The 25,311-nt window shown below is 60.6% G+C and carries 21 protein-coding genes and 1 pseudogene; 5 read left to right on the top strand and 17 right to left on the bottom strand.

Annotated features, from left to right (window positions below; translation table 11 throughout):
* Positions 1 to 7 precede the first annotated feature (7 nt).
* The 5 genes and pseudogenes from tatB to ACWKV5_RS08920 all read left to right on the top strand — a co-directional run bounded on the left by tatB (position 8) and on the right by ACWKV5_RS08920 (position 4,090).
* Complete coding sequence (gene tatB, locus ACWKV5_RS08940) at positions 8 to 457, top strand: Sec-independent protein translocase protein TatB (RefSeq protein ID WP_027922120.1); 450 nt, start codon at positions 8 to 10, stop codon at positions 455 to 457.
* Entirely contained in the window at positions 454 to 1,248 is a 795-nt protein-coding gene (gene tatC, locus ACWKV5_RS08935) for a twin-arginine translocase subunit TatC (RefSeq protein WP_027922121.1), read from the top strand. Before tatB ends, tatC begins: the two co-directional genes overlap by 4 nt.
* Positions 1,245 to 1,952 (top strand): 16S rRNA (uracil(1498)-N(3))-methyltransferase, encoded by a 708-nt coding sequence (locus ACWKV5_RS08930; RefSeq protein ID WP_483840987.1) that lies wholly within the window; start codon positions 1,245 to 1,247, stop codon positions 1,950 to 1,952. Before tatC ends, ACWKV5_RS08930 begins: the two co-directional genes overlap by 4 nt.
* 221 nt (positions 1,953 to 2,173) lie before the next feature.
* Positions 2,174 to 3,232: pseudogene (locus ACWKV5_RS08925) on the top strand (methyl-accepting chemotaxis protein); the annotation flags it as partial.
* Positions 3,218 to 4,090, top strand: a complete 873-nt coding sequence (locus ACWKV5_RS08920) for a methyl-accepting chemotaxis protein (RefSeq protein ID WP_483841186.1) — start codon at positions 3,218 to 3,220, stop codon at positions 4,088 to 4,090. The pseudogene ACWKV5_RS08925 and the gene ACWKV5_RS08920, both read left to right, overlap by 15 nt.
* Before the next feature lie 148 nt (positions 4,091 to 4,238).
* Here the strand turns inward: ACWKV5_RS08920 and ACWKV5_RS08915 are convergent, their stop codons facing one another.
* The 17 genes from ACWKV5_RS08915 to ACWKV5_RS08835 form a co-directional block, all read right to left on the bottom strand.
* Entirely contained in the window at positions 4,239 to 4,973 is a 735-nt protein-coding gene (locus tag ACWKV5_RS08915; RefSeq protein ID WP_109627537.1) for an amino acid ABC transporter ATP-binding protein, read from the bottom strand.
* Positions 4,966 to 5,925, bottom strand: a complete 960-nt coding sequence (locus ACWKV5_RS08910; RefSeq protein ID WP_483840986.1) for an amino acid ABC transporter permease — start codon at positions 5,923 to 5,925, stop codon at positions 4,966 to 4,968. Before ACWKV5_RS08910 ends, ACWKV5_RS08915 begins: the two co-directional genes overlap by 8 nt.
* Positions 5,926 to 6,060: 135 nt before the next feature.
* Positions 6,061 to 6,858, bottom strand: a complete 798-nt coding sequence (locus ACWKV5_RS08905) for a transporter substrate-binding domain-containing protein (RefSeq protein ID WP_483840985.1) — start codon at positions 6,856 to 6,858, stop codon at positions 6,061 to 6,063.
* A gap of 192 nt (positions 6,859 to 7,050) precedes the next feature.
* Positions 7,051 to 9,621, bottom strand: a complete 2,571-nt coding sequence (gene mdoH / locus ACWKV5_RS08900; protein ID WP_483840984.1) for a glucans biosynthesis glucosyltransferase MdoH — start codon at positions 9,619 to 9,621, stop codon at positions 7,051 to 7,053.
* Positions 9,614 to 11,428 (bottom strand): glucan biosynthesis protein G, encoded by a 1,815-nt coding sequence (locus ACWKV5_RS08895; protein ID WP_483840983.1) that lies wholly within the window; start codon positions 11,426 to 11,428, stop codon positions 9,614 to 9,616. The genes mdoH and ACWKV5_RS08895 overlap by 8 nt, the downstream gene beginning before the upstream one ends.
* 321 nt (positions 11,429 to 11,749) lie before the next feature.
* On the bottom strand, positions 11,750 to 12,187 hold the full coding sequence (dtd, locus tag ACWKV5_RS08890; RefSeq protein ID WP_034148582.1) for a D-aminoacyl-tRNA deacylase: 438 nt from the start codon (positions 12,185 to 12,187) through the stop codon (positions 11,750 to 11,752).
* Complete coding sequence (gene pip / locus ACWKV5_RS08885) at positions 12,184 to 13,155, bottom strand: prolyl aminopeptidase (RefSeq protein WP_483840982.1); 972 nt, start codon at positions 13,153 to 13,155, stop codon at positions 12,184 to 12,186. The genes dtd and pip overlap by 4 nt, the downstream gene beginning before the upstream one ends.
* Before the next feature lie 105 nt (positions 13,156 to 13,260).
* Entirely contained in the window at positions 13,261 to 14,178 is a 918-nt protein-coding gene (locus ACWKV5_RS08880) for an alpha/beta hydrolase (protein ID WP_483840981.1), read from the bottom strand.
* Positions 14,179 to 14,324: 146 nt separating this feature from the next.
* Positions 14,325 to 15,272, bottom strand: a complete 948-nt coding sequence (choX, locus tag ACWKV5_RS08875; protein ID WP_483840980.1) for a choline ABC transporter substrate-binding protein — start codon at positions 15,270 to 15,272, stop codon at positions 14,325 to 14,327.
* Between the two features lie 266 nt (positions 15,273 to 15,538).
* Positions 15,539 to 16,342 (bottom strand): N-formylglutamate deformylase, encoded by an 804-nt coding sequence (gene hutG / locus ACWKV5_RS08870; RefSeq protein WP_483840979.1) that lies wholly within the window; start codon positions 16,340 to 16,342, stop codon positions 15,539 to 15,541.
* Positions 16,343 to 16,352: 10 nt separating this feature from the next.
* The gene (gene hutI, locus ACWKV5_RS08865; protein WP_483840978.1) at positions 16,353 to 17,558 is read right to left on the bottom strand and encodes an imidazolonepropionase; all 1,206 of its coding nucleotides are present in this window, start codon (positions 17,556 to 17,558) and stop codon (positions 16,353 to 16,355) included.
* Between the two features lie 100 nt (positions 17,559 to 17,658).
* Complete coding sequence (gene hutH, locus ACWKV5_RS08860; protein ID WP_483840977.1) at positions 17,659 to 19,191, bottom strand: histidine ammonia-lyase; 1,533 nt, start codon at positions 19,189 to 19,191, stop codon at positions 17,659 to 17,661.
* Between the two features lie 118 nt (positions 19,192 to 19,309).
* Positions 19,310 to 20,833, bottom strand: a complete 1,524-nt coding sequence (gene hutH, locus ACWKV5_RS08855) for a histidine ammonia-lyase (protein WP_483840976.1) — start codon at positions 20,831 to 20,833, stop codon at positions 19,310 to 19,312.
* Positions 20,834 to 20,974: 141 nt separating this feature from the next.
* Positions 20,975 to 21,805 (bottom strand): quaternary amine ABC transporter ATP-binding protein, encoded by an 831-nt coding sequence (locus tag ACWKV5_RS08850; RefSeq protein WP_007948989.1) that lies wholly within the window; start codon positions 21,803 to 21,805, stop codon positions 20,975 to 20,977.
* Complete coding sequence (locus ACWKV5_RS08845; protein ID WP_483840975.1) at positions 21,802 to 22,653, bottom strand: ABC transporter permease; 852 nt, start codon at positions 22,651 to 22,653, stop codon at positions 21,802 to 21,804. The genes ACWKV5_RS08850 and ACWKV5_RS08845 overlap by 4 nt, the downstream gene beginning before the upstream one ends.
* Positions 22,654 to 22,723: 70 nt before the next feature.
* Positions 22,724 to 23,692, bottom strand: a complete 969-nt coding sequence (locus tag ACWKV5_RS08840; protein WP_483840974.1) for an ABC transporter substrate-binding protein — start codon at positions 23,690 to 23,692, stop codon at positions 22,724 to 22,726.
* Between the two features lie 69 nt (positions 23,693 to 23,761).
* The gene (locus ACWKV5_RS08835) at positions 23,762 to 25,231 is read right to left on the bottom strand and encodes a purine-cytosine permease family protein (protein WP_483840973.1); all 1,470 of its coding nucleotides are present in this window, start codon (positions 25,229 to 25,231) and stop codon (positions 23,762 to 23,764) included.
* Positions 25,232 to 25,311: the final 80 nt, after the last annotated feature.

Below are 25,311 nucleotides of genomic sequence, written 5' to 3'. Positions count from 1 at the left end.
CTGACTAATGTTTGGTATCAGCTTCTCTGAACTGCTGCTCGTCGGCCTCGTTGCCCTGCTGGTGCTGGGCCCCGAGCGCTTGCCGGGTGCTGCGCGCACCGCCGGCCTGTGGGTCGGGCGCTTGAAGCGCAGCTTCAACGCGATCAAACAGGAAGTTGAACGTGAAATCGGTGCCGACGAGATTCGTCGGCAGTTGCACAACGAGCACATTCTGTCGCTGGAGCAGGAGGCGCGGAAGATTTTCTCGCCGACCCAGCAGGAGCCGACGCCAGTGGAGCACGTGGGGGAACAGACGATTCACGCGCCTGTCGCCGCCACTGAACCAACGCCTGCGCCAGCACCTGTTGTAGCGACTGCGCAACCTGAGTCCGTTGTATCAGCACCACCGGTTGCTCCTGCCGCCGCGCCGACAGCGCCGGCCCCTCATGACCCAACACTGCCGCCGCGAGCCCCATGAGCGATCTCCCCGAAAACGACCAGCACATGCCGCTGGTTTCGCACCTCACCGAGTTGCGTACCCGCCTGCTGCGCTGTGTAGCGGCGATTTTCATCATCTTCGCCGGGTTGTTTGCCTTCACCCAGCAGATCTACACCTTCGTCTCCACGCCGCTGCGCGCGTACCTGCCCGCCGGCGCGACGATGATCGCCACCGACGTGTCGTCGCCCTTCCTGACGCCGCTGAAGCTGACCATGATGGTCTCGCTGTTCCTGGCGATCCCGGTGATCCTCCACCAGATCTGGGGCTTCATCGCACCGGGCCTGTACAAGCATGAAAAACGCATTGCCGTGCCGTTGCTGATGTCCAGCATCGTGCTGTTCTACACCGGCATGGCGTTCGCCTATTACCTGGTGTTCCCGTTGATCTTCAAGTTCTTCGCCGCCGCCACCCCGGCCGGCGTGGAAATGATGACCGACATCACCAGCTACCTCGATTTCGTCATGACGCTGTTCTTCGCCTTTGGCGTGGCGTTTGAAATCCCGGTGGCCGTGGTGTTGCTGGTGTGGATCGGCGTGGTCGACGTCAAATACCTGAAGAAAATCCGCCCGTACGTGGTCATCGGCTGCTTCGTGGTCGGCATGATCCTGACGCCGCCGGACATCTTCTCGCAGACGCTGTTGGCGGTTCCGATGTGGCTGCTGTTCGAGATCGGCATCCTGTTTGGCAGCCTGATCAGCAAACGTGGCGAGCATCCGGACGATCAACCGGTTGACGATCACAACGACCAGCCGCCAGCGACCCAACCGTGAACCTGCTGCTGCTCGAAGAAGCCGATTTCATTGCGGCCGACCGGGTGATCCTGCGTGATCGCCGGTTGACGCACATGCAGGAAGTTCACCGCTGCGAAGTCGGTGACAGCATGCGCGTCGGCAAGATCGGCGGGTTGATGGGCGCGGCCGAGGTGCTGCGCCTGGACGCCGCTGAAGCCGAATTGCGCGTTACCCTCGACCAACCGCCCCCGAGCAAGCTGCCGTTGACCCTGGTGTTGGCCCTGCCACGCCCGAAAATGCTCCGTAGGGTGTTTCAGACCGTGGCCGCCATGGGTGTGCCGCGCGTCGTGCTGGTGAACAGCTATCGCGTCGAGAAGAGCTTCTGGCAAACCCCGTTCCTAGAACCCGAGGCGATTCGCGAGCAATTGATCCTCGGCCTCGAACAGGCCCGGGACAGCGTGCTGCCCGAGATCGTTATCGAGAAGCGCTTCAAACCCTTCGTTGAGGACCGTCTGCCGGCAATCACCGAGGGCACCCTCGGCCTTGTCGGCCATCCCGGCAATTACCCGCCCTGCCCTCGCGGTCTGGACGAACCGGTGACCCTGGCCATCGGCCCTGAAGGTGGCTGGATTCCTTACGAGATCGACCTGCTGGGCAAGTCCGGCCTGCAACCGGTGCAACTCGGCGAGCGCATCCTGCGCGTCGAAACCGCCGTCACCGCCCTGCTCGCCCGCCTGTTCTAACTTCAAACACAATCCACTGTGGCGAGGGAGCTTGCTCCCGCTCGGCTGCGAAGCAGTCGTAAACCGGCACATGCAGTCTCGATGGAAAAAAGCGATGGCCGCTTCGCGCCCAAGCGGGAGCAAGCTCCCTCGCCACAGGTATTTATTCCCCGCCTTCAGATTCTCTTCCGCCTGCCGATACAGTTCCCACAAAACCAATCAGTGGTCCAGGGAGTTGCAGCATGTACCAATGGCTAGCCGAGAATCTGGGGAACATCAGCGTCAATCGCAAACTGGGAATCGGTTTCGGTCTGGTGTTGTTGCTTACCCTGTTGATCACCTTCACCGGCTGGACTGGCCTGAGCGACGTGACGAGCCGTGGCGACAAGCTCGGGTTCATCGCCAGCCTCAATGACTTGACCAAAGACCTGCGCCTGGCCCGCCTGGACTATGAAATGCGCCGGGGCGAACAAGGCCCGGGGGCAGTCAACGACAAGCTTGCGCAACTCGATACTGGCCTGCAAACCGCTCGCAAACTGATTGAGCAACCGGCCGACGCGGCGATGGTTGATCAGCAACTGGCTGCCGTCAGCCAGTACCAACAAGCATTCAGCGCGATGATCCAGGCCGGCGCCAACCGCGAAGATGCCCGCAGCAAACTCGGGGCCACGGCCGATAACGCTGTCGCCCGTGTCGCTGAAGTCGAGAAATCCCTACTGCAAGGTGAGAGCGTCGCCCAGTTCAACAGCGTGATCGACTTGAGCAAACTGATTCAGCAAGCGCGCTTCCAGGTTCGCGGCTACACCTACAGCGCCAAGCCTGAAGCCGAACAGCCTGCGCTGGACGCCATCGACAACGCCCTGAAAAACCTCGAAAGCCTGACATCCAAACTGCCGGAAGAGCACGCCGCCAACCTGCAACAGGCCAGTGACTCGCTCAAGGCCTATCGCGCTGCCGTCAGCCAGTACCGTGATTCCCAGGTCGCCAGTGCTGCTGCGCTCGTGCGCATGGCCGCGCAAGGCGACATTCTGCTCGACGTCAGCAAAAAACTCACCGTCTCGCAAACCATCGTCCGCGACACCGATGCGGCACACGCCAAGAACATGCTGCTGATGGCCACCGCCCTGGCCCTGGCCTTCGGTATTGTCGCGGCCTGGGCGATCACGCGCCAGATCGTCATCCCGCTGAACCAGACCCTGAAAGTGGCTGAACGCGTGGCGGCCGGCGACCTGACTCACAACCTGACATCCAAGCGTCGCGACGAACTCGGCCAGCTCCAGCGCGCCATGCAGAGCATGACCTTGGGCTTGCGTGAATTGATCGGTGGCATCAGCGACGGCGTCACGCAAATCGCCAGCGCCGCCGAAGAGTTGTCGGCGGTTACCGAGCAGACCAGTGCCGGGGTCAACAGCCAGAAGGTCGAGACCGATCAAGTGGCCACCGCCATGAACGAAATGACCGCGACCGTGCAGGAAGTCGCGCGCAATGCCGAAGAAGCCTCCGAAGCCGCCGTCGCCGCCGATCAGCAAGCCCGCGAAGGTGACAAAGTGGTCGGCGAAGCCATCGCCCAGATCGAGCGCCTGGCCCTCGAAGTCGGCAATTCCACCGCGGCGATGGGCGATTTGAAACGCGAAAGCGACAAGATCGGCAGCGTGCTCGATGTGATCAAATCCGTGGCCCAGCAAACCAACTTGCTGGCCCTCAACGCCGCCATCGAAGCCGCCCGTGCCGGTGAGGCCGGACGGGGTTTCGCGGTGGTGGCCGATGAAGTCCGCAGCCTGGCGCAACGGACCCAGAAGTCCACCGAGGAAATCGAAGAGCTGATCGTCGGTTTGCAAAACGGCACCCAGCAAGTCGCCACGATCATGGACAACAGCCGCGTCCTGACCGACAGCAGCGTTGAACTGACCCGCCGCGCCGGGGGCTCACTGGAAAGCATCACCCGCACCGTGTCGGCGATTCAGTCGATGAACCAGCAGATCGCCGCCGCTGCCGAGCAGCAAACGGCGGTGGCCGAGGAGATCAACCGGAGCGTGCTCAACGTGCGTGACGTGTCCGAGCAGACCTCGGCAGCCAGCGAAGAAACGGCGGCGTCCAGTATTGAGCTGGCGCGGCTGGGGACGCATCTGCAGATGCTGGTGGGCAGGTTCAAGGTTTGAGGTGATTCAATGGCCTCGGTTCGCTTGGGACCGAGGTGAAACATTCGCGAGCAGGCTCGCTCCCACATTTAACCGGGTTTCAATTCAGTAACGCGGTCAAAATGTGGGAGCGAGCCTGCTCGCGAAAGCGGTTCGACAGGCACCGAAGTTAGAGAACCTGCCGCAAAAACGCCTGCGCCCGCGGATCCTTCGGCGCATCAAAGAACTCCGCCGGCGAAGCATCCTCCAGCAATTTGCCGTGATCGAAGAACAACACCCGATCCGCCACTTCCCGCGCAAAGCCCATTTCATGGGTCACACAAACCATGGTCATGCCTTCCACAGCCAGGGTTTTCATCACGTCCAGCACTTCGCCGACCATTTCCGGGTCGAGCGCCGAAGTCGGTTCATCAAACAGCATGACCTTGGGTTCCATGGCCAACGCCCGGGCAATCGCAACGCGCTGTTGTTGGCCGCCGGACAGGCGCGACGGAAACTCGTTGGCCTTCTGTGCAATGCCAACCTTTTCCAGCAACGCCAGGGCCTTGGCCTCGCGTTCCTTCTTGCCGCGCTTGCGCACGACTTTCTGTGCCAGGCAGAGGTTTTCCAGCACGGTCATGTGCGGGAACAGGTTGAAGTGCTGAAACACCATGCCGACTTCGCGGCGGTAGGCGTTGACGTCGGTTTTCGGGTCGGCCAGTTGCAGGCCGTCGATGCTCACCGAGCCCGAATCAAACTCTTCCAGGCCATTGAGGCAGCGCAGGAAGGTCGACTTGCCGGAGCCGGACGGGCCGATCACCACCAGCACTTCACCCTTGGCCACGTGCGTGGTGACGTTATCCACCGCGCGAACCACCTGGCCGCGGGTGTCGAAGACTTTTACCAGATCGCGGACTTCAATCACTTTGCGCGAGCCTCCGCTCAAGCCGGCTGGCGATTTTCGACAGCGGCAGGTTGATCAACAGGTACAACCCGGCCACACAGAACAGGATTTCGAATGGCGAGAACGAGGTGGTGATGACTTCGCGGCCGCTTTTCAGCAGTTCGGTAATCGCGATCACCGAAACCAGCGACGTGTCCTTGACCAGGCTGATGAATTGCCCAGCCAGGGGCGGCAGCACCCGCTTCAAGGCTTGCGGCATCACCACGTGGCGCATCGACTGGCCAGCGCTCAGGCCCAATGAACGTGCGGCCTCGTTCTGGCCACGGGCAATGGACTGCACGCCGGAACGGATGATTTCCGCAACGTAGGCGCCCGTGAACAGCGACAACGCCGCGATCCCGGCGAATTCCCGGGACAGGTTCATCACGGTGCCAATGAAGAAGTAGAAAATGAAGATCTGCACCAGCAGCGGCGTGCCACGGACCAGTTCAACGTAAATCGTCGAGAGATCACGCAGGGTCGGGTTGTTCGACAGCCGGCACAGGCCGGTGACGAGACCAATCAACAGGCCAAGTACGCCGGACACCACGGACAACCACAACGTGGTCCACAGTCCCCAAAGCAGTGGACCGGCAGCCCAATGGCGGGTCACGCCGATCACATCGCCTTCGGCCACATCATCGCCTTGGGCGACTTGCAGACTGTCGTCGTCGACGGTCACACGCTGCTCATCACCCGCATCGTTGCGCAGGGTGACTTTGGCTTTATCGCCCTTGCGCACCAGTTCGCTGACGGTGGAGATGTCGGCGGCGCGCTGGGATTCTTCGGCGTGGTAGGCGAAGTATTGCGGCACGCGGTTCCAGCGCCATTCGTAGGACATCAGCGAGGTGGCGTAATACAACGCGCCGGCCAGGCCGATCAGTACCAGCACGGTTAAAACGTGCCAGGGCCATTGGGATTTTTTTTGTTTCATTGAGTTTGAAGCTTCCGAATTCTGTGTCGCGAAGGAGGCCGTCTTCGCGAGCAGGCTCGCTCCCACAGGGGAACGCATTCCAATGTGTGCGAGCCTGCTCGCGAATGGGGCGACGCGGTCTGTCTGGCCGAGCCCTTATTCCATGTCTTTCTGCCAAGCGGTGTCTTTGAACCACTTGTCATGGATGCGATCGTAGGTGCCGTCTTCATGGATCTGGTGCAGGAAGTTGTTGATGAAGTTGATGCTGTCGTAATCACCCTTCTTCAGACCGAAGGCCAGCGGCTCGTAGGTGAACGGCTTGTCGAGGAACACCAGTTTGCCGGCACCAACCTTGTTCACGGCCACCACGTTGTACGGCGCATCGTAGATGAAGGCGTCAGCCTTGCCATTGACCACGTCCAGCACTGCTTCCTGTTCGTTGTCGTAGCCGTGGTACTTGGCTTTGGAGATCAACTTCCTGGCGACCATCTCGCCGGTGGTGCCGAGCTTTGAAGTGATGCGGTAGTCGGCGGTGTTCAGGTCTTTATAGGACTTGATGGAGCCTTCCAGCTCCTTGCGGATCAGCAGAGTCTGGCCGACGACGATGAACGGTTCGCTGAAGTTCAGGCGCAGGTTGCGTTCCTGGGTCAGGGTCATGCCGCTGCCGATCATGTCGAACTTATCGGTCATCAGGGCCGGGATGATGCCGTCGTAACCGGTGGACACCAGCTCCAGCTTGACGCCCATGGCTTTGGCCATGGCCTTTAGAATGTCGACTTCGAAACCGATGATCTCACCGCGCTTGTTGGTCATCTCGAACGGCATGTAGGTCGGGTCCATGCCGACTTTCAGCGTGCCGCGCTTGACCGCGTCATCGATGGCACCGGCCTGCGCCGCGCTGACTGCAACCAATGCCGTGACGCCGACCAGCAGCATCGAGAGATACTTCTTCATCATCATGTCCCCAAAACCATTGCGGTGTGAGGCGCGCAAAAACGGCGGTTTCCCTCGGGAAACACACCCCTACGGATAAAAATTATCCGGGCGCACCAATTCGGGGACGGATCCTAAACTACTCGCCCGTTTGCACAAGGGCTGGCAAACGATCAGGCAAAAAAAAACCCGCTGCATGAGCGGGGTTTTTTATCACGCCAACTGAGGCTGTACGCTCACAGGCTTGAGCGGCAGCAGCGGCGCGTGGGGATCCGCGCTCACCGATTGACGCCAGGCTTGCAGCCATTCGGGGTGGCCTTCACTCCAGATCTGCTCATGCAGTCGACCCAATGCCACCGGGTCACTCAGCAATTGCACACGCTCATTGTTGTTCAAGCCCTGCGGCCCGACCTTCAAGGCGTGACGAACCCGCTCTACCCGCAGCCATTCGATGGGCTCGGCCTGACCGTGACGCGAGGTCGCCAGCGCGCACGCCAGGGCGTTCTGCTGCGGATCGACCACCGACCGGACGAAGCCGTCGTTCAGGGCGTGATAACGGTTTTCGTGGGTGTACTGGTCTGTGGCCAGCAGCGCCTGCGGCGGATTGTATTCCTCAGGGATCAGGAACAGGCTTTCGTCACGGGACTTCAAGCCCAGACCGACACGACTGGAAATCACCGACACCGGAATCGACAGCATCAACGAACCGACAATCGGCACCAGCCACCACAGGAAGCTCGGGTTCAGCCAGATCACTAGCAAGGCCCAGAAGAAGCCCAGCAAGGTCTGCGGACCGTGGCGCTTGACCGCTTCGCTCCATGGCGTGGAATCGTCGTCACGTTGAGGCGAGTTCCAGGTCGCGGCCCAGCCGAGGAACGCGGCCAGTACGAAACGGGTGTGGAAAATCATCCGCACCGGCGCCAGCAGCATGGAGAACAGGACCTCCAGCAGCATCGACATCGTCACCTTGAACTTGCCACCGAACTCTTTCGCACCCTTGGCCCAGATCAGGAGGATGCTCAACAGCTTCGGCAGGAACAGCAGCACGATGGTCGTGGAGAACAGCGCCACAGCCTTGTCCGGATGCCATTGCGGCCACAGCGGATACAGCTGTCGCGGCTCCATGAAGTATTGCGGTTCCATCAGCGTGTTGACCGCCAGCAGCGCCGTCGACAGCACGAGGAAGAAGAACCACAACGGCGCCGACAGGTAAGACATCACGCCGGTCAGGAACACCGCCCGGTGAACCGGGTGCATGCCCTTGACCAGGAACAGGCGGAAGTTCATCAGGTTACCGTGACACCAGCGACGGTCACGCTTGAGTTCGTCCAGCAGGTTGGGCGGCAGTTCTTCGTAGCTGCCCGGCAAATCGTAGGCAATCCATACGCCCCAGCCGGCACGGCGCATCAGCGCTGCTTCAACGAAGTCGTGGGACAGAATCGCACCGGCGAAAGCACCCTTGCCCGGCAACGGCGCCAGGGCGCAGTGCTCGATGAATGGCTTCATGCGGATGATCGCGTTGTGGCCCCAGTAGTGGGATTCACCCAACTGCCAGAAGTGCAGACCGGCGGTAAACAACGGACCGTACACACGCGTCGCAAACTGCTGCATGCGCGCATACAGGGTGTCCATGCCCGACGCACGCGGCGCGGTCTGGATGATCCCGGCGTCCGGTGTGGCTTCCATCAGGCGCACCAGGCTGGTCAGGCATTCGCCGCTCATCACGGAGTCCGCGTCGAGCACGACCATGTACTTGTAGTCACCGCCCCAACGACGGCAGAAGTCGTCGAGGTTACCGCTTTTACGTTTCACGCGACGGCGACGGCGGCGGTAGAAGATCTTGCCGAAGCCACCGGCTTCGCGGCAGACGTCCAGCCAGGCTTGCTGCTCGGCAACGCAAATGTCGGCGTCGTTACTGTCGCTGAGGACGAAGAAGTCGAAGCGATCCAGGTCACCCGTGGCCGCTACCGATTCAAACGTTGCCCGCAGACCGGCAAATACACGCGGCACGTCTTCGTTGCAGATCGGCATCACCAATGCGGTGCGCGCATCCTTCGGAATCGGCTCATTACCGGCACTTTTACCGGAGATGCGGTATTTATCGTGCCCGGTAAGCAATTCAAGGAAGCCCATCAACGCGGTCCAGAAACCGGCCGACACCCAGCAGAACAGAATCCCGAACAGAATCAGGATGCTGGTTTGCAGGGCATATGGCAGCACTTGCGTGGCGGTTTGCAGCAGCGGTTGATGCAGCACTTCGTTGAGGTCGACGAACGACCAGCCCTGGTACGGCATGATGCCTTTCATGTACCAGCCGGCGACGATGGTCTGACCGAGCATCAACACCAGCAGAATGTAGCGACGGATCGAACCCACGGTGCGCCAGCGAGCTGCCGGCAGCACACGTTCATCTTTCGGCGGTGCCGGCGGATTGGTGCGACCGGTCAGACGACGCCAGCCGCGCACCAGAATGTTGGTGCGCCACGGCTCCGGCACGACTTTGGTCCGACGGATCGGCGGGGTCGCCTTGAGGCAAACCCGACCACTGGCGTCGACCGCCAGCATTTCCGCTTCTTCCAGTTCTTGCGCAGTGTTCAGGGTCAAGCGACGGCCTACCGAGGCTTGGGCAGCCTCGGTCGGAGCGTCGAACGTCGAGGACGACAGACGCTGGTGCAATTCGCTGAAGGACTGGCAGCCCGCGAGTTCCGCGCGCTGCTCGTCGGTCATCGGTAGATGCGCCAGATACTCGGCAAGCGTCTCTGGCTGTACTTGAGAATTACTCATCGGCAGACAACTGATAGCTCCAGGTCTCGGTCAGGACTTCTTCAGTCGATCCCGATTCCGGTGTGGCTGGGGCCGCGTCGGCAGCCACTGGCTGCTTGGCGTCTTTATTAGCCTTGTCCTTGGCATCTGCAACCGGCTTGGCATCGGCCTGCTTGGCCTCTGCCTGCTTGGCTTCCTTGTCGGCTTTTTCCTGTTGCTTGGCGGCAACCTTGTCGGCTTTGGCGACAGACGAGTTCGAGGCTGGAATCGACGTCTTGGCCAAGTCTGCCGGCACGATGTTCTGCACCAGCGCCGCGCGCATTTCGGTGGCTTTTCCTGCGTCCTTGATCTTCATGCGCAGCGTCAGGCGCCAGCCCTTGGTTTCAGGGTTGTAACGCACGCTATTCTCGACCAGTTCGGCGTTGTCGCCCACGCTGACCTGGCTGCGAACGTCCGCATCCGGTGGCAATGCCGCCAGGGACGGGCCTTCGAAGTCCACCAGATAAGCAACGCTGCCGTCCGGCTGACGGATCAGGTTGGACTGTTTAACGTCACCAGTGGAGCGCAGGGTCTGTTTGACCCAGGCACTGTCAGGCGCGTGAATCGCGGACTCGTCCATGGTCCAGTGCATACGATAAGCGACATCGAGCGGCTGGCCAGGCTCTGGCAGTTTTTCCGGGTTCCAGAAAGCCACGATATTATCGTTGGTTTCGTCGGCGGTCGGAATCTCGACCAGATCCACGGTACCTTTGCCCCAATCACCCTTCGGCTCGATCCAGGCGCTTGGGCGCTTGTCGTAGCGGTCGTCGAGGTCTTCGTAGTGGCTGAAATCACGGCCACGTTGCAGCAGACCAAAACCACGCGGGTTCTCGACCGAGAAGTTGCTCACCGACAGGTGTTTCGGGTTGTTCAATGGACGCCAGATCCACTCGCCGTTGCCTGCGTGGATCGCCAGGCCGCTGGAATCGTGCAGCTCACGACGGTAGTTCAGCACTTTCGAAGGCTGGTTGGCGCCGAACAGGTACATGCTGGTCAATGGAGCAACACCCAGCTTGCCAACCTTGTCGCGCAGGAACATCTGCGCCTTGACGTCGACAATGGTGTCGCTGCCCGGACGCAGGGTCAGGCGATAGGCACCGGTTGCACGTGGCGAATCCAGCAGGGCGAAAATCACCAGGTGTTTGTCACCCGGCTTTGGCTGTTGAATCCAGAACTCGGTGAAACGCGGGAATTCTTCGCCGGATGGCAACGCGGTATCAATCGCCATGCCGCGCGCAGACAAACCATAGACGTGGCCCTTGCCGACGACGCGGAAGTAGCTGGCGCCGAGCATGGTCATGATTTCGTCTTGCTTGTCAGCCTTGTTGATCGGGTACAGCACCCGGAAACCGGCATAACCCAGTTGCTCGGTGGCCTTAGGATCGAACTTCACGTCGCCGAAATCGAAACGACTTGGGTCGTATTTGATTTCTTCGACGGAGTTAGCTGTGATTTCGTTGATTTTCACCGGCGTATCGAAATGCATACCCTGGTGATAGAACGACAGCTTGAATGGGGTTTTCTGATCGGCCCATTCGGCTTTTTCGGTCAGGAAACGAATTTTCTGATAGTCCGCGAATTTCATCTCGCGGAACTCGTTCGGCAGGTTACTGCGCGGAGCTTCGTATTTTTGTGCGGCCAGCTCTTTTGCCTTGACCGACACATCCTCCAGATTGAATGCCCAAAGCTGGCCGGCGCTGAATAGGCAGAGCAGTGCAGAGCCCGCTACCAGAGCGCTTCGGAACCGTTTGGCAGTCAATTTTGGTGCATTACAGGGACTAACAATCACGAGCAACCCTCGCCGAAAACAGATCAAAAAACCAACGGCCAGTTGAAGGGTTTGCACGGTCAACGGCATGAAAAAACCGACCTTGCAAACCACTCTTGCCAAGTTGGCGAGCATTGTTCCGACTCCGATGGGGCTAAATGATTCCCCAAACGGTCCAGGACAAGTCTCTACCTAAGTCAAAATGGACCAACGAACGCCGATCCCCGTAGCGCGCGATTATCTAGTAGGCCGCGTTACAACGCATCAGGCGCAACAAAGTATTTCTCGCGAAAAACGCCTGTTTACAGTCGAAAAGCCCTTAAAAAGTTGTTTCAAGCGCTTTCAGGTCTGTAACAGGAAGGTTACCGGGCCATCGTTGACCAGGTGCACCTGCATATCCGCGCCGAATCTACCTGATGCCACAGTGCCATGCACCTGTTTCGCTTTGCCTAATAGATAGTCGAATAGCTCCTCACCCAACGCGGGAGGGGCCGCGGTCGAAAAACTCGGACGCAGCCCGCTTTTTGTGTCAGCAGCCAGGGTGAACTGTGAGACCAGCAGCAACCCTCCACCGACATCCGCCAGGGACAGATTCATCTTGCCCTCGGCGTCGCTGAATACCCGATAGTTAAGCAGCTTATTCAGAAGTTTGTCGGCGCTGGCCCGAGTATCCTCGGGCTCGACGGCGACCAGCACCAGCAACCCCTGGTCGACCGCCCCCACCACTTCCCCCGCAACCTCGACTCGCGCACCTCGTACGCGTTGCAACAGCCCCTTCATGCTTCTTCGGGCGGCAGGTCGAGCAAGCGGCGCGCCATCTGGCCGGCAGCCCGAACCAGCGCATCGGTGATGCCCGGTTCGGCGGCGGCATGGCCGGCGTCACGGATGATCTGCAATTCACTGTTCGGCCAGTTCTGGTGCAATTCCCAGGCGTTATCCAGTGGGCAAATCACATCGTAGCGACCGTGGATGATCACACCGGGCAAATGGGCAATCTTGCCCATGTCACGGATGAGCTGGTTGGGCTCAAGGAAGGCATTGTTGGTGAAGTAGTGACATTCGATGCGTGCAATTGACAACGCACGCTGAGGCTCCGAGAAGCGATCGACCACCAGCGGGTTCGGACGCAACGTCGCGGTCCGGCCTTCCCACGTGGACCAGGCCTTGGCCGCATGCATCTGGGCAATCTGGTCGTTGCCGATCAGGCGCTTGTGGAAAGCGCTGAGCAAGTCACCGCGCTCGTCCAGCGGGATCGGCGCAATGTAGTCCTGCCAGTAATCGGGGAACAGACGGCTGGCGCCTGCCTGGTAGAACCACTCGATTTCCTGCGGACGGCAGAGAAAGATCCCACGCAGGATCAGGCCGTGGACACGCTCCGGATGGGTTTGTGCGTAGGCCAGCGCCAGGGTCGAACCCCAGGAGCCGCCAAACAGCACCCATTTGTCGATGCCCAGATGCTTGCGAATTCGCTCAAGGTCGGCGACCAGATCCCAGGTGGTGTTGTTTTCAAGGCTCGCGTGGGGGGTGGAGCGACCGCAACCACGCTGGTCAAAGGTGACAATGCGATACAGGTTTGGATCGAAATACCGCCGGCTCTGGGCATCACACCCGGCGCCGGGGCCGCCGTGGATGAACACCACCGGCAAACCTTCCGGTGAACCGCTTTCGTCGACATAGAGCGTATGGGTGTCATCGACGGCCAGATCGTGCCGGGCGTGGGGTTTGATCTGTGGGTACAAAGTCTGCATTGCGCGCTCCGTAAGGGGTCGAGGTCATCCCTGGGGGGACTTCTATTATTCTGCCGTCCGGCATCATAAACCCGAATTACGTCAATGAGCATGCCCCTTGCAGCGTCAGAGTCTGTCAGCCAAAAACCCGAGCAGCGTTTCATAGAGTGCGTCGACCTCGGCGACCTGGCCGCGTGCGCGCAAACAGCCGTGAACCAGCCCTTCGCCGTAGTACAACGTGGTGTCCACGCCGGCGGCTTCCAGTTGCTCGGCGTACAGCACGCCGTCATCGCGCAGCGGGTCGAATTGCGCGACGGCAATCAAGGCCGGCGGCAGTCCACCGAAATTCCCGGCGAGCAACGGCATGGCGTAGGCACCCGGCTGTCGGCTGCCGCGCAAGTACAAGGCGTGATAGCAATCGACATCGCTGCTGCTGAGCAACGGCGCATCGATACATTCGCTGCGCGATGGCGACTGTTGATCGCCGCCCAGTCCCGGATAGATCAGGACCTGCGCAGCGGGCAGTGGTTCGTGGGCATCGCGCAGCGCCAGGCACAATGCCGCAGCCAGATTGCCGCCGGCACTGTCTCCCATCACCAGCGTCCGTTCGGGATCAAGCTGGAACGGCCCGGTGCGCAACGCGCGCCAGACCTTGAGGCAATCATCGAACCCCGCCGGAAACGGATGTTCCGGCGCCAGGCGGTAATCAACGGCAATCACCAACACACCGAGTGTGGAGGCGAGCTCGGCGCAGATGAAGTCGTGGGAATCCAGATCGCCGACCACCCATCCGCCACCGTGCAGATACACAATGCACGGGCATGCATCGGACGATGGCGTGGCGTGTGGCTGGTAAGACCTGACGGCCACACCGGCCAAAGCGAAATCGACGACGTAGAGCCCTTCAGGACGTGGCGGGGTGAACGCCCGGCACATCTCGCTGTAGGCCAGGCGCAGACCGGCGAGGCTGGTGTCGGTGCTGTTGAAGCTGACAGTCTTCTCGACGAAGGCCGTCATCTGTTCGGAAAGCGGGTAGGTAGTCATGAGCCTGGTGCCAGTTCGTTCAGGGAGGCTAAAACCACTATGTGGGAGCGAGCCTGCTCGCGAAGGCGGAGGGACAGCCACCATTAATGTCGTCTGACACACCCTCTTCGCGAGCAGGCTCGCTCCCACAATTCGTGCATCTGAACTCAGTTTTTCAAAGTGGCCTGTACGGTTGCGACGCCATCCTTGCCATCAAAACTGGACACGCCCGCCAACCACCGCTGCAAATCTTCCGGGTGATCACGCAACCATTGCCTGGCCACGTCCTGCGGTGTCTTGCGCTCCATGATCGGCACCATCAACTGGCTTTCCTGGGACGCGGTAAACGTCAGGTTTTCCAGCAGACGGTTGACGTTCGGGCAACGCTGGGCGTAATCCGGCGCGGTAACGGTGGAAACGGTCGCCGCGCCTTCGTTCGGCCCGTACACGTCTTCACTGCCGGTCAGGTAGGCGATCTTCATGTTGATGTTCATCGGGTGCGGCGTCCAGCCGACGAACACCACGAATTCCTTGCGATTCACCGCCCGTTGCACGGCGGCCAGCATGCCGGCCTCACCAGACTCGATCAGTTTGAAATCCTTCAAGCCAAAGTGATTAGTCTCGATCATGGTTTTGATCGTGGTGTTGGCGCCGCTACCCGGCTCGATGCCATAGATCTTGCCCCCGAGCTGATCCTTGAATTTTGCGATATCGGCGAAGGTTTTCAATCCAGCGGCGGCCACGTAATCAGGCACCGCGAGCGTCGCCTGGGCATCGGCCAAGCTCGGCTTGTCCATGACTTTCACTTGATTGGCGGCCACGAACGGCGCGATGTTTTTGTCCATCGCCGGTTTCCAGTAACCGAGGAAGATGTCGAGGCGCTTGTCGCGGATGCCGGCGAAGATGATTTGCTGCACGGCGCTGGTTTGCTTGCTTTCGTAGCCGAGGCCATTGAGCAGCACATCGGCCATGCCACTGGTGGCAATGACATCGGTCCAGTTGACCACGCCCATGCGCACGGCTTTGCAGGAAGCATCGTCACTGGCCAGGACGCTGGTGCTCAGAAGAGCCGTGCCGCAGAGGATTGAGAGACAGCGGGTGAACAGTCTTTTCATCGGGAGAGTCTCGTGCGGCAGATTATTGTGAGGGCCGGTGTCTTCGTGCACCGTGCTCAGCACATTACGCAGCAGCGAGAGGGTAAAAGCGAACTGTGGCGACCGAGATTTGCACGGTGGCGACAGTTCCTGTCAGGTGTCGAAGTGAACGCCAAACCAATGTGGGAGCGAGCCTGCTCGCGAAAGCGGTGGATCAGCCGACATTGATGTCACTGATAAACCGCCTTCGCGAGCAGGCTCGCTCCCACAGGGTTTTGTGTAAGGTTTTAGCGTTTGTAGTGGGTTTTGCCCCAGGCCAGCAGGCCTTGCAGCAATTCCTTGAGTACCACTTGCGTCGGCGCAGCCAGATCCGGGCGATAGCGGAACGGCTCGAATTCTTCCATGTACGTGCACTGGCCCAACTCCAGTTGCACCGCATGAATATTTTCGGCCGGGTTACCGTAATGCCGGGTGATGTGACCGCCCTTGAAACGACCGTTCAGCACATGGCTGTAATCGGTGTGCTTCGCGCAGATCGCTTCCAGTTGAGTCGCCAACTGCGGATCGCAACTGGCGCCATTGAAGGTACCGAGGTTGAAGTCCGGCAGTTTGCCGTCGAACAGGTGCGGGATGATCGAGCGGATCGAGTGCGCGTCGAACAGCAACGCATAACCGAACTCGGCTTTCAGTCGCGCCAGCTCGTTCTGCAAGGTGCTGTGGTACGGCGTCCAGATCTGCTCCAGCCAGGTGGCGCGCTCTTCTTTCGAAGGCTCCAGCCCTTCGCGGAACAACGGTATGCCGTCGAACAGCGTCGCCGGGTATAGACCAGTGGTCGCGCCGACATACAAAGGCTTGTCGTCGGAAGGCCGGTTCAAGTCGATCACGAATCGCGAATACTCGGCCGCCAGCGTGCTCGCGCCCAACTCGGCGGCAAACTCGTAGAGCTGCGGAATGTGCCAGTCGGTGTCCGGCAGGCTGCGGGCGTCGGGGATCAACCCGGCTTCAACCGCCGGGGTCAGGCGCAGGCCGGCGTGGGGCATGCTGATCAGCAGCGGCACGCGGCCTTGTTTGAAGTTCAGAACCTTATCCACAACTGCTCTCCTAAACGCTTGTCTCGACGCCGTGACGCACGACGCGTTTTTCCAGGTCACCGCCCAGCCAGTACGACAGGTCGGCCGGACGATCGATTTGCCAGGCGACAAAGTCCGCGACCTTGCCGGCTTCCAGCGAACCGTGGGTGTCGGCCATGCCCAGCGCGGTGGCGGCGTGAATCGTTGCACCGGCCAGGGCTTCTTCCGGGGTCATGCGGAAACAGGTACAGGCCATGTTCAGCATCAAGCGCAACGACAGCGCCGGCGAGGTGCCAGGGTTGAGGTCGCTGGCGATGGCGATTTTCACCCCGTGCTTGCGCAGGGCTTCCATGGGCGGCAACTGGGTTTCCCGCAGGAAGTAGAACGCGCCTGGCAGCAGCACCGCGACGGTTCCGGACTTGGCCATGGCGATGGCGTCGTCCTCGGTCATGAACTCCAGGTGATCGGCCGACAGTGCGTGATAACGCGCCGCCAGGCTCGAACCGTGTAGCGACGACAATTGCTCGGCGTGCAGCTTCACCGGCAATCCGAGTTCCTGTGCAGTGATGAACACACGCTCGACCTGCGCCGGCGAGAACGCCAGGTATTCGCAGAAGGCGTCCACCGCGTCCACCAGTCCTTCGGCAGCAAGGGCCGGGAGCATGTCGGCGCAGATGTGATCGATGTAGTCGTCGGCGCGATCGGCATATTCCGGCGGCAAGGCGTGGGCGGCAAGGCAGGTGCTGCGCACGCTCACCGGCAGTTCGGCGCCGAGGCGGCGGATCACGCGAAGGATTTTACGTTCGCTGACCAGGTCGAGGCCGTAACCGGATTTCATTTCGACCGTGGTCACGCCGTCGCGCATCAGGCTTTTCAGACGCTTGGCGGCGCTGGCGAACAGCTCATCTTCGGTCGCCGCGCGGGTGGCGCGCACGGTGCTGGCGATGCCACCACCGGCCGCGGCGATTTCCGCGTAGCTGACGCCTTGCAGACGCTGTTCGAATTCACCGCTGCGGTTACCGCCAAACACCGTGTGGGTGTGGCAGTCGATCAGGCCCGGAGTCACCCAGGCCCCTTTAAGATCATTGACTGCCGGGTACTCGCCCGCCGGCAGTTCAGCGCGCGGGCCGATCCACTCAATGAGCGCACCTGACGTCACGATGGCCGCGTCCTCGATAATCGAGTAGACGCCTTGCGCCATGGTTGCGACGTGGCAGTGTTGCCAGAGAGTTTTCATCCCGAGTCTCCATCAAATTCAAAATCGAATCGCGAGCAGGCTTGCTCCCACAGGGTTTACGCAATCCACTGTGGGAGCGAGCCTGCTCGCGAAGGGGCCGTTACAGGCTCGGCAGCAACTTCGCCGTGATCAACTCGTTCAGGCAACGCGATGCCAACAACTCGGTCGCGGCATTGATGTCCGGCGCAAAGAAGCGGTCCTTCTCGTAGAACGGCACTTCGTTACGCAGAATCGCCCGCGCCTTTTCCAGTGTCGGCGAGGTTTTCAGACCATTGCGCAAGTCCAGGCCCTGCACCGCCGCCAGCCATTCCACTGCCAGCACACCGCGGGTGTTTTCTGCCATTTCCCACAGACGCTTGCCCGCCGCCGGAGCCATGGACACGTGGTCTTCCTGGTTGGCCGAAGTTGGCAGGCTGTCCACCGAATGCGGATGCGCCAGGGCCTTGTTCTCGCTGGCCAGTGCCGCCGCCGTCACCTGGGCGATCATGAAGCCGGAGTTCACTCCGCCGTTTGCCACCAGGAACGGCGGCAGTTGCGACATGTGCTTGTCCATCATCAGCGAGATACGGCGCTCGCTCAGGGAGCCGATTTCCGCGATGGCCAGCGCCATGTTGTCAGCAGCCATGGCCACCGGTTCGGCGTGGAAGTTACCGCCGGAAATCACGTCGCCTTCAGCGGCGAACACCAGCGGGTTATCCGACACGGCGTTGGCTTCGACGGCCAACACTTCGGCAGCCTGACGGAACTGAGTCAGGCAGGCGCCCATGACTTGTGGCTGGCAGCGTAGGGAGTACGGGTCCTGGACCTTTTCGCAGTTTTCGTGCGAATCGGACACTTCGCTGCGTTCGCCCAGCAAATCACGGTATGCGGCAGCGGCGTCGATCTGGCCTTTCTGGCCACGAGCAGCGTGGATGCGCGCGTCGAACGGCGAGCGCGAGCCCAATACCGCTTCAACGGTCAGCGCACCCAGTGCTACGGCGCCAGCGAACAGGTCTTCACCTTCAAACAAACCGCGCAATGCATAAGCGGTAGAAACCTGAGTGCCGTTGAGCAGCGCCAGGCCTTCTTTCGCAGCCAGGGTCAGCGGGGTCAGACCAGCGACTTTCAGCGCTTCGGTGGCTTCCATCCACTCGCCTTTGTAGCGAGCCTTGCCTTCACCCAGCAGCACCAGCGACATGTGGGCCAACGGCGCCAAATCGCCGGAAGCACCGACCGAGCCTTTCAGTGGAATGTGCGGGTAAACCTCGGCGTTGATCAGGGCGATCAGCGCGTCGATGACCACGCGACGAATACCGGAAAAACCACGGCTCAAGCTGTTGACCTTGAGCACCATGACCAGGCGCACCAGCGCGTCGCTGATCGGCTCGCCGACACCGGCGGCGTGGGACAACACCAGCGAGCGCTGGAGGTTTTCCAGGTCTTCGCTGGCGATGCGGGTCGAGGCCAGCAGGCCGAAACCGGTGTTGATGCCGTAGGCGGTGCGGTTCTCGGCGAGGATCTGTTCCACGCAGGCAACGCTGGCCTCGATCTGCGCCGAGGCGCTGTGGTCGAGGGTGATTTTGACCGGTTGCTGATACACATCACGCAGTTGGGCAAGGCTCAGTTGGCCGGGAATCAAATTAAGCGCAGTCACATCATTCTCCTTTTGAGAGTTTTTATTAACTAACCAGACGCTCCGGAAATTTCCGTTGTCCGTCGCTTCCCGACTTTTTGAGAGGGGCTGGCGCCTTGGCACGCTGGTGTTGTGGATTTCAGTTCAGGTTCGGTACAGCGTTGTGCAGCAAATTCTGTTCTTTCAATACCGCGGCGGCCGCAGCGATGTCCGGCGCCAGCCAGCGGTCCTGATCATAAGCAGGAACACGCTCGCGCAGCAGACGCCACGCCGCATCGGTGCCCGCGCCAAAGCGTTGCTCTTTCAAGAATTCAAACGCCTGGGCCGCCAGCAAGTACTCGATGGCGAGGATCTGCGTGCAGTTTTCCAGCGCACGATGCAGCTTCAGCGCGGCGTTGGTGCCCAGGCTCAAGTGGTCTTCCTGCAGGCCGGACGTGACGTAATTGTCGAGCACGGCCGGTTGCGCCAATTGACGGTTTTCCGCGCACAGGGAAGCGGCGACGTACTGGACGATCATCATCCCGGAGTTGACGCCCGGGTTGGCCACCAGAAACGCCGGCAGACCGCTGACGTGCGGGTTGATCAGGCGATCGAGGCGACGCTCGGCGATGGAGCCGATTTCAGCCATGGCGATGGCCAGCAAGTCCGCCGCCATCGCTACGGACTGGCCGTGCGGATTGGCTTGGGAAACGACGCGATAGTTGTCCGGCGTGCCCAGCACCAATGGGTTATCGGTGGCACCGTTGAGTTCGTTTTCAATCTGTTGAGTCGCGTGAACCAGTTGGTCACGGGCAGCGCCGTGGACCTGCGGGATCGAGCGAATGCTCAAGGCGTCCTGGGTGCGAATGCCTTTGCTGCTGGCGATCACTTCACTGCCATCGAGCACGGCGCGCAGGTTGATGCCGACTTGCTGCATGCCTGGGTGCGGTTTGAGCGCGATGATCTCGGCATCGAACGCGTCGATCTGACCGCGCTGGGCTTCGAAACTCATGGCGCCGATCACGTCGGCCCACTGCAGCAAATGCGCGGCGTCGGCAATCGCCAGGCAGCTGAGGCCGGTCATGCACGGCGTACCGTTGACCAGGCACAAACCGTCCTTGGCGCCGAGCTTGACCGGTTGCAGGCCTTCTTCGGCCAGGGCTTGCTGAGCGGAAACGATCTGCCCGCGATAGCTGACATTGCCGACGCCCAGCAGCGCGATGCCGATGTGCGCCATGTGCGTCAGGTAGCCGACGGAACCCTGAGACGGCACTTGCGGGGTGATGCCACGGTTGAGCAGCGCCAGCAGGGCTTCGACCACCTGGCGGTGCAGGCCGGATTTGCCGTGGCTGTAGTTGACGACGGCGGCGCACATGATGGCGCGCGTCTGCTCGTTGGTCAGCGGCGCACCGACGCCACAGGCGTGGCTGAGCAGGGTGTTGCGCGACAACTGACTGAGTTGTTCATCTTGCAGGGACACGTTGCACAACGCACCCAGCCCGGTGTTGATGCCATAGGCACGCTCGCCGCTGGTGACGATGCGCTGGACGATGCCCTGGGCGTTTTCAATGCGTGCCCAGACCGGCGCCGACAGCTCAAGCTGCGCGCCATGACGGGCGACGGCGACCACATCCTGCCAGCGGACCTGCGCTTCAGTGATAACGATTTTTTCAGCCTGGGACATCTTTGACCTCAACTGTATTTCTTCAATTTTGATGCAGCTCCACCGCCGCCTTCGCGAGCAGGCTCGCTCCCACAGGGGTACGCATTCCAATGTGGGAGCGAGCCTGCTCGCGAAGGGGCCAGCACAGTCACCGCAAATCTCTTAAACCACCGCAGCCCGACGCTGCACGAACCGGTCGACATACTCATCCGCCGGCGAATGCAGGATCTCGCGCGGGGTGCCGACCTGAATCAGGCGGCCGTCCTTGAGGATCGCGATGCGGTTGCCGATGCGCACGGCCTCGTCGAGGTCGTGGGTGATGAAGACGATGGTCTTGTGCAGGGTCTTTTGCAGTTCCAGCAACTGGTCCTGCATCTCGGCGCGGATCAACGGGTCGAGGGCGCTGAACGCTTCGTCCATCAGGATGATGTCGGTGTCTGCGGCCAAGGCGCGGGCCAGGCCCACACGCTGACGCATGCCGCCGGAGAGCTGATGCGGGTATTTGTTTTCGTAGCCCTTGAGGCCGACGGTGTTGATCCAGTGCAGCGCGCGCTCGGAGCACATTTGCTTGCTCTCGCCGCGCACTTTCAGGCCGTAGGCGACGTTATCCACCACGGTCTTGTGCGGCAGCAGGCCGAAGCTCTGGAACACCATGCTGATCTTGTGCCGGCGAAATTCGCGCAGGGCTTCCATGTCGTATTGCAGGATGTCCACGCCGTCCACCAGGATCGCGCCGCTGGTCGGATCGATCAGGCGATTGAAGTGGCGCACCAGGGTCGATTTGCCCGAACCCGACAGGCCCATGATCACGAAGATCTCGCCAGTGCCGATGCTCAGGGACAGATCGTTCACGCCGACCACGCAGCCGGTTTCGGACAGCACCTGGTCTTTGGTCTTGCCCTGGCCAATCATCGCCAGCGCATCCTTGGAACGGTTGCCGAAAATCTTGAAGACGTTTTTGACTTCGATCTTGCTCACGGTCGCGTTGTTCATTTGCTCACCTCATGCCGTGCCCGACCGTACGCCTGAGTAATGCGGTCGATCACCACAGCCAGAATCACGATCGCCAGACCGGCTTCCAGGCCACGTCCGACGTTGAGGGTCTGAATCCCCACCAGTACGTCTTCGCCCAAGCCACGGGCACCGATCATCGAGGCAATCACCACCATCGACAGCGCCATCATCGTCGTCTGGTTGATCCCGGCCATGATGCTCGGCAACGCCAGGGGCAATTGCACGCCAAACAGTTGCTGCCAGCGGTTCGCACCGAAGGCGTTGATTGCTTCCATCACTTCACCGTCTACCTGGCGAATGCCCAGGTCGGTCAAGCGAATCAGCGGGGGAGCGGCGTAGATCACGGTGGCGAAAATCGCCGGAACCTTGCCCAGGCCAAACAGCATCAGCACCGGGATCAGGTACACGAAGCTCGGCATGGTCTGCATGATGTCCAGCAACGGCATCAAGATCGAACGCAGGCGATTGCTGCGCGCCGAGAGAATGCCCAGCGGAATGCCGATCAGCACCGAAATGATCGTCGCGACCATCATCAGCGCCAGGGTTTGCATCAGCTTGTCCCAGAGGCCGACCGCACCCACCAGGAACAACAAGCCGACAATCACGGCCGTGGTCACGACTTTGCGCGTGGCGTGCCAGGCTATGCCTGCGACGATGGCGAGCATCAGCCACCAGGGCGCCGCACGCAGCAGGCCTTCAAGGTTGACGATGGCCCACAGCAGCGTGTCAGAGATCTGCCGGAACACGTCGCCGTAGTTGGTGACCAGCGCATCGACCCAACCGTTGACCCAGTCGGCGATGGAAAAGGTAAAGCTTTCGGGAAACATAAGAGACTCTCAATCAAGGGGTTGCGATCAAGCGTCCGACTGCCGCTACAGGCAGTCGGAGAGGCTCAACCTACAAGGCCGCGTCGATTTTCTTGGCTGCGTCTTCGCTCACCCATGCGTGCCAGACTTCAGGATGTTCCTTCAAGAAGATCTTGGCCAGTTTTGGCGACTCGATCCGCTCTTTGGTCATGCGTCCAAGGTTCTGGTTGAGGATGTCGATTGGCACGTTGACCTTTTCCAGCACGGCCACCAGTTCCGGGGCTTGCTCGTGGAAAGTCTTGGACAGGCCGACCTTGATGGTCACGGTCTTGTTCACGCCTGTTTTCTCTTCAAGTTTCACCGCGTCGATCTGGCCCATCAGCGGGGTTGGCGACCAGTAGTAGAACAGGATCGGCTCGCCACGCTTGTAGCTCGACAGCACGGCCGCATCCAGCGCCGGGCCGGTGCCTGGGCGGAAGTTGGTGTAGGTGCTTTCCAGGCCGTAGCTCTTCAGCATTTCGCTGTTGTCCAGCTCGCAGGTCCAGCCGGCCGGGCAGTTGTAGAAACGGCCCTTGGAGGGCTCTTCGGCGTCCTTGAATATCGCCGAGTATTTGCCCAGATCGGCAATGTTTTTCAGGTCAGGAGCCTTGGCTTCCAGCTTGCGCTTGGCATCGCCTTCGATGACGTAACGCGGCACGTACCAGCCTTCGATTGCGCCCACCACAGGTGCGCCGACACCGACGACTTTGCCGGCCTTCTCGGCCTTGTTCCAGACTTCGCTGCGGCCGACCCACTCTTCGGCAAACACCTGGATGTCGTTGCTGCTCAGGGCGTTTTCCATGGTGATGGAGTTACCCGGCAGGCTGTCGGTCTTGCAGTCGTAGCCTTTCTCCAACACGACTTGCATCACGTCGGTCAGCAGCATCGCGCTTTCCCAGTTCAGGCCGGCAAATTTCACCGGTTTGCCCGACTCGCACCAACCAGCAGCCTGAGTGGCGCCAGCACTGGCCAGCAGGCCCATGGAAAGTAATGTGGTCAGCAGGGTCTTGTTCGATTTCATTGTTGTGACGCTCCTAATCATGAATTGGCTTACGGCAGTCAAGAGGCATCCAGCCCTGTCCACGTCCAATCAGGCCTGCGTCGCAACGCGACCGGTCCCGCTTGTTTTAGGTTGTACAATGCTGTCCTGCTCGACCGGCAGAATCAGTTGATCGGGCACGGTGCCGTGCCATTTTTTCGCACACACGTAATACAGGGCTGCGGGAATCACCAGACCGATGATCCAGGAAATATCCACATCACCCAGGGCCGCCACCAGCGGACCGGTATAGAACTTGGTGGAGATGAACGGCAGCTGCACCAGCACACCGAAGACATAGACGCTGATACCGAGGGCGTTCCAACGGCCGTAGCGACCTTTTGGATCGGCCAGCGCCGGCACGTCATAGCGCTCGCGGGTGATGCAGTAGTAGTCCACCAGGTTGATCGCGCTCCATGGCGTGAAGAACGCCAGCAGGAACAGGATGAAGGACTTGAACGCACCGAGGAACGAGTGCTGGCCGAGCAACGCCATCAGGGTCGCCGCACCGACGATCACCAGCACGAAGACCAGACGCTGCAAGCGCGATACTTTCAGGTCACCACGGAAGCCGCTGATGATGGTCGCAATGCACATGAAGCTGCCGTAGGAGTTCAGCGTGGAGATGGTGACCTTGCCGAACGCGATGCTGAAATACAGCAGCGCAGCGGTGGCACCGGTACCGCCCAGACCGACGATATAGGCGACTTCGTGGCCGGCGAATTGGCCGTTGGCCGATGCGGCAGCGAACACGCCGAGGACCATCGCCACTTGTGCGCCAATGACCGAACCTGCGCCTGCGGCAAAGAAAGTTTTCACCGAGGAAGTCTTGCTCGGCAGGTAGCGCGAGTAGTCAGCCACATAAGGGCCGAAGGCGATCTGCCAGGACGCCGCGAGCGATACCGCGAGCAAGAAACTGCTCCAGCTGAAGTGGCGGATTTGCAACAGTGCGCCCACATCGACCTGGCTCATCAGACGGCTGAACAGATAAACAAAGGCAATCACGCCAATGACACTGGCAACACGGCCGATCCAATGGATCACCCGATAACCGAGCACCGTGACCAGCACGATGACACTGGCGAAGATCAGAATGCCGACGCTGTCGCTGACGTCAAACAACTGGCCCAGCGCCTGACCGGAAAGCACGGTACCCGTTGCGGTGAAGCCGAGGTACATCAGGCAGACCAGCACGATCGGGATGGCCGCGCCATACACGCCGAACTGTACCCGGCTGGAAATCATCTGCGGCAGACCCAGCTTGGGCCCTTGCGCCGCATGCAACGCCATGACCCCGCCGCCCAGCAGTTGACCGATCAACAGACCGATCAACGACCAGAACACGTCACCGCCCAGCACCACGGCCAGGGCCCCGGTGACAATCGCGGTGATTTGCAGGTTGGCACCCATCCACAGGGTGAACTGGCTAAATAGACGACCGTGTCTTTCCGCTTCCGGGATGTAGTCGATCGAGCGCTTCTCGATCAACGGTTTGTTGCCTGCACGTTCGCTGACAGCCATGGTTCAACCTCTGTGGATTGTTATGGGAATAACCGATTTCTGTTGTTGGCACTTGTGGGAGCGAGCCTGCTCGCGAAGAG

Source organism: Pseudomonas oplopanacis (assembly GCF_057128725.1).
This window is presented reverse-complemented; position numbering and strand designations above follow the sequence as displayed.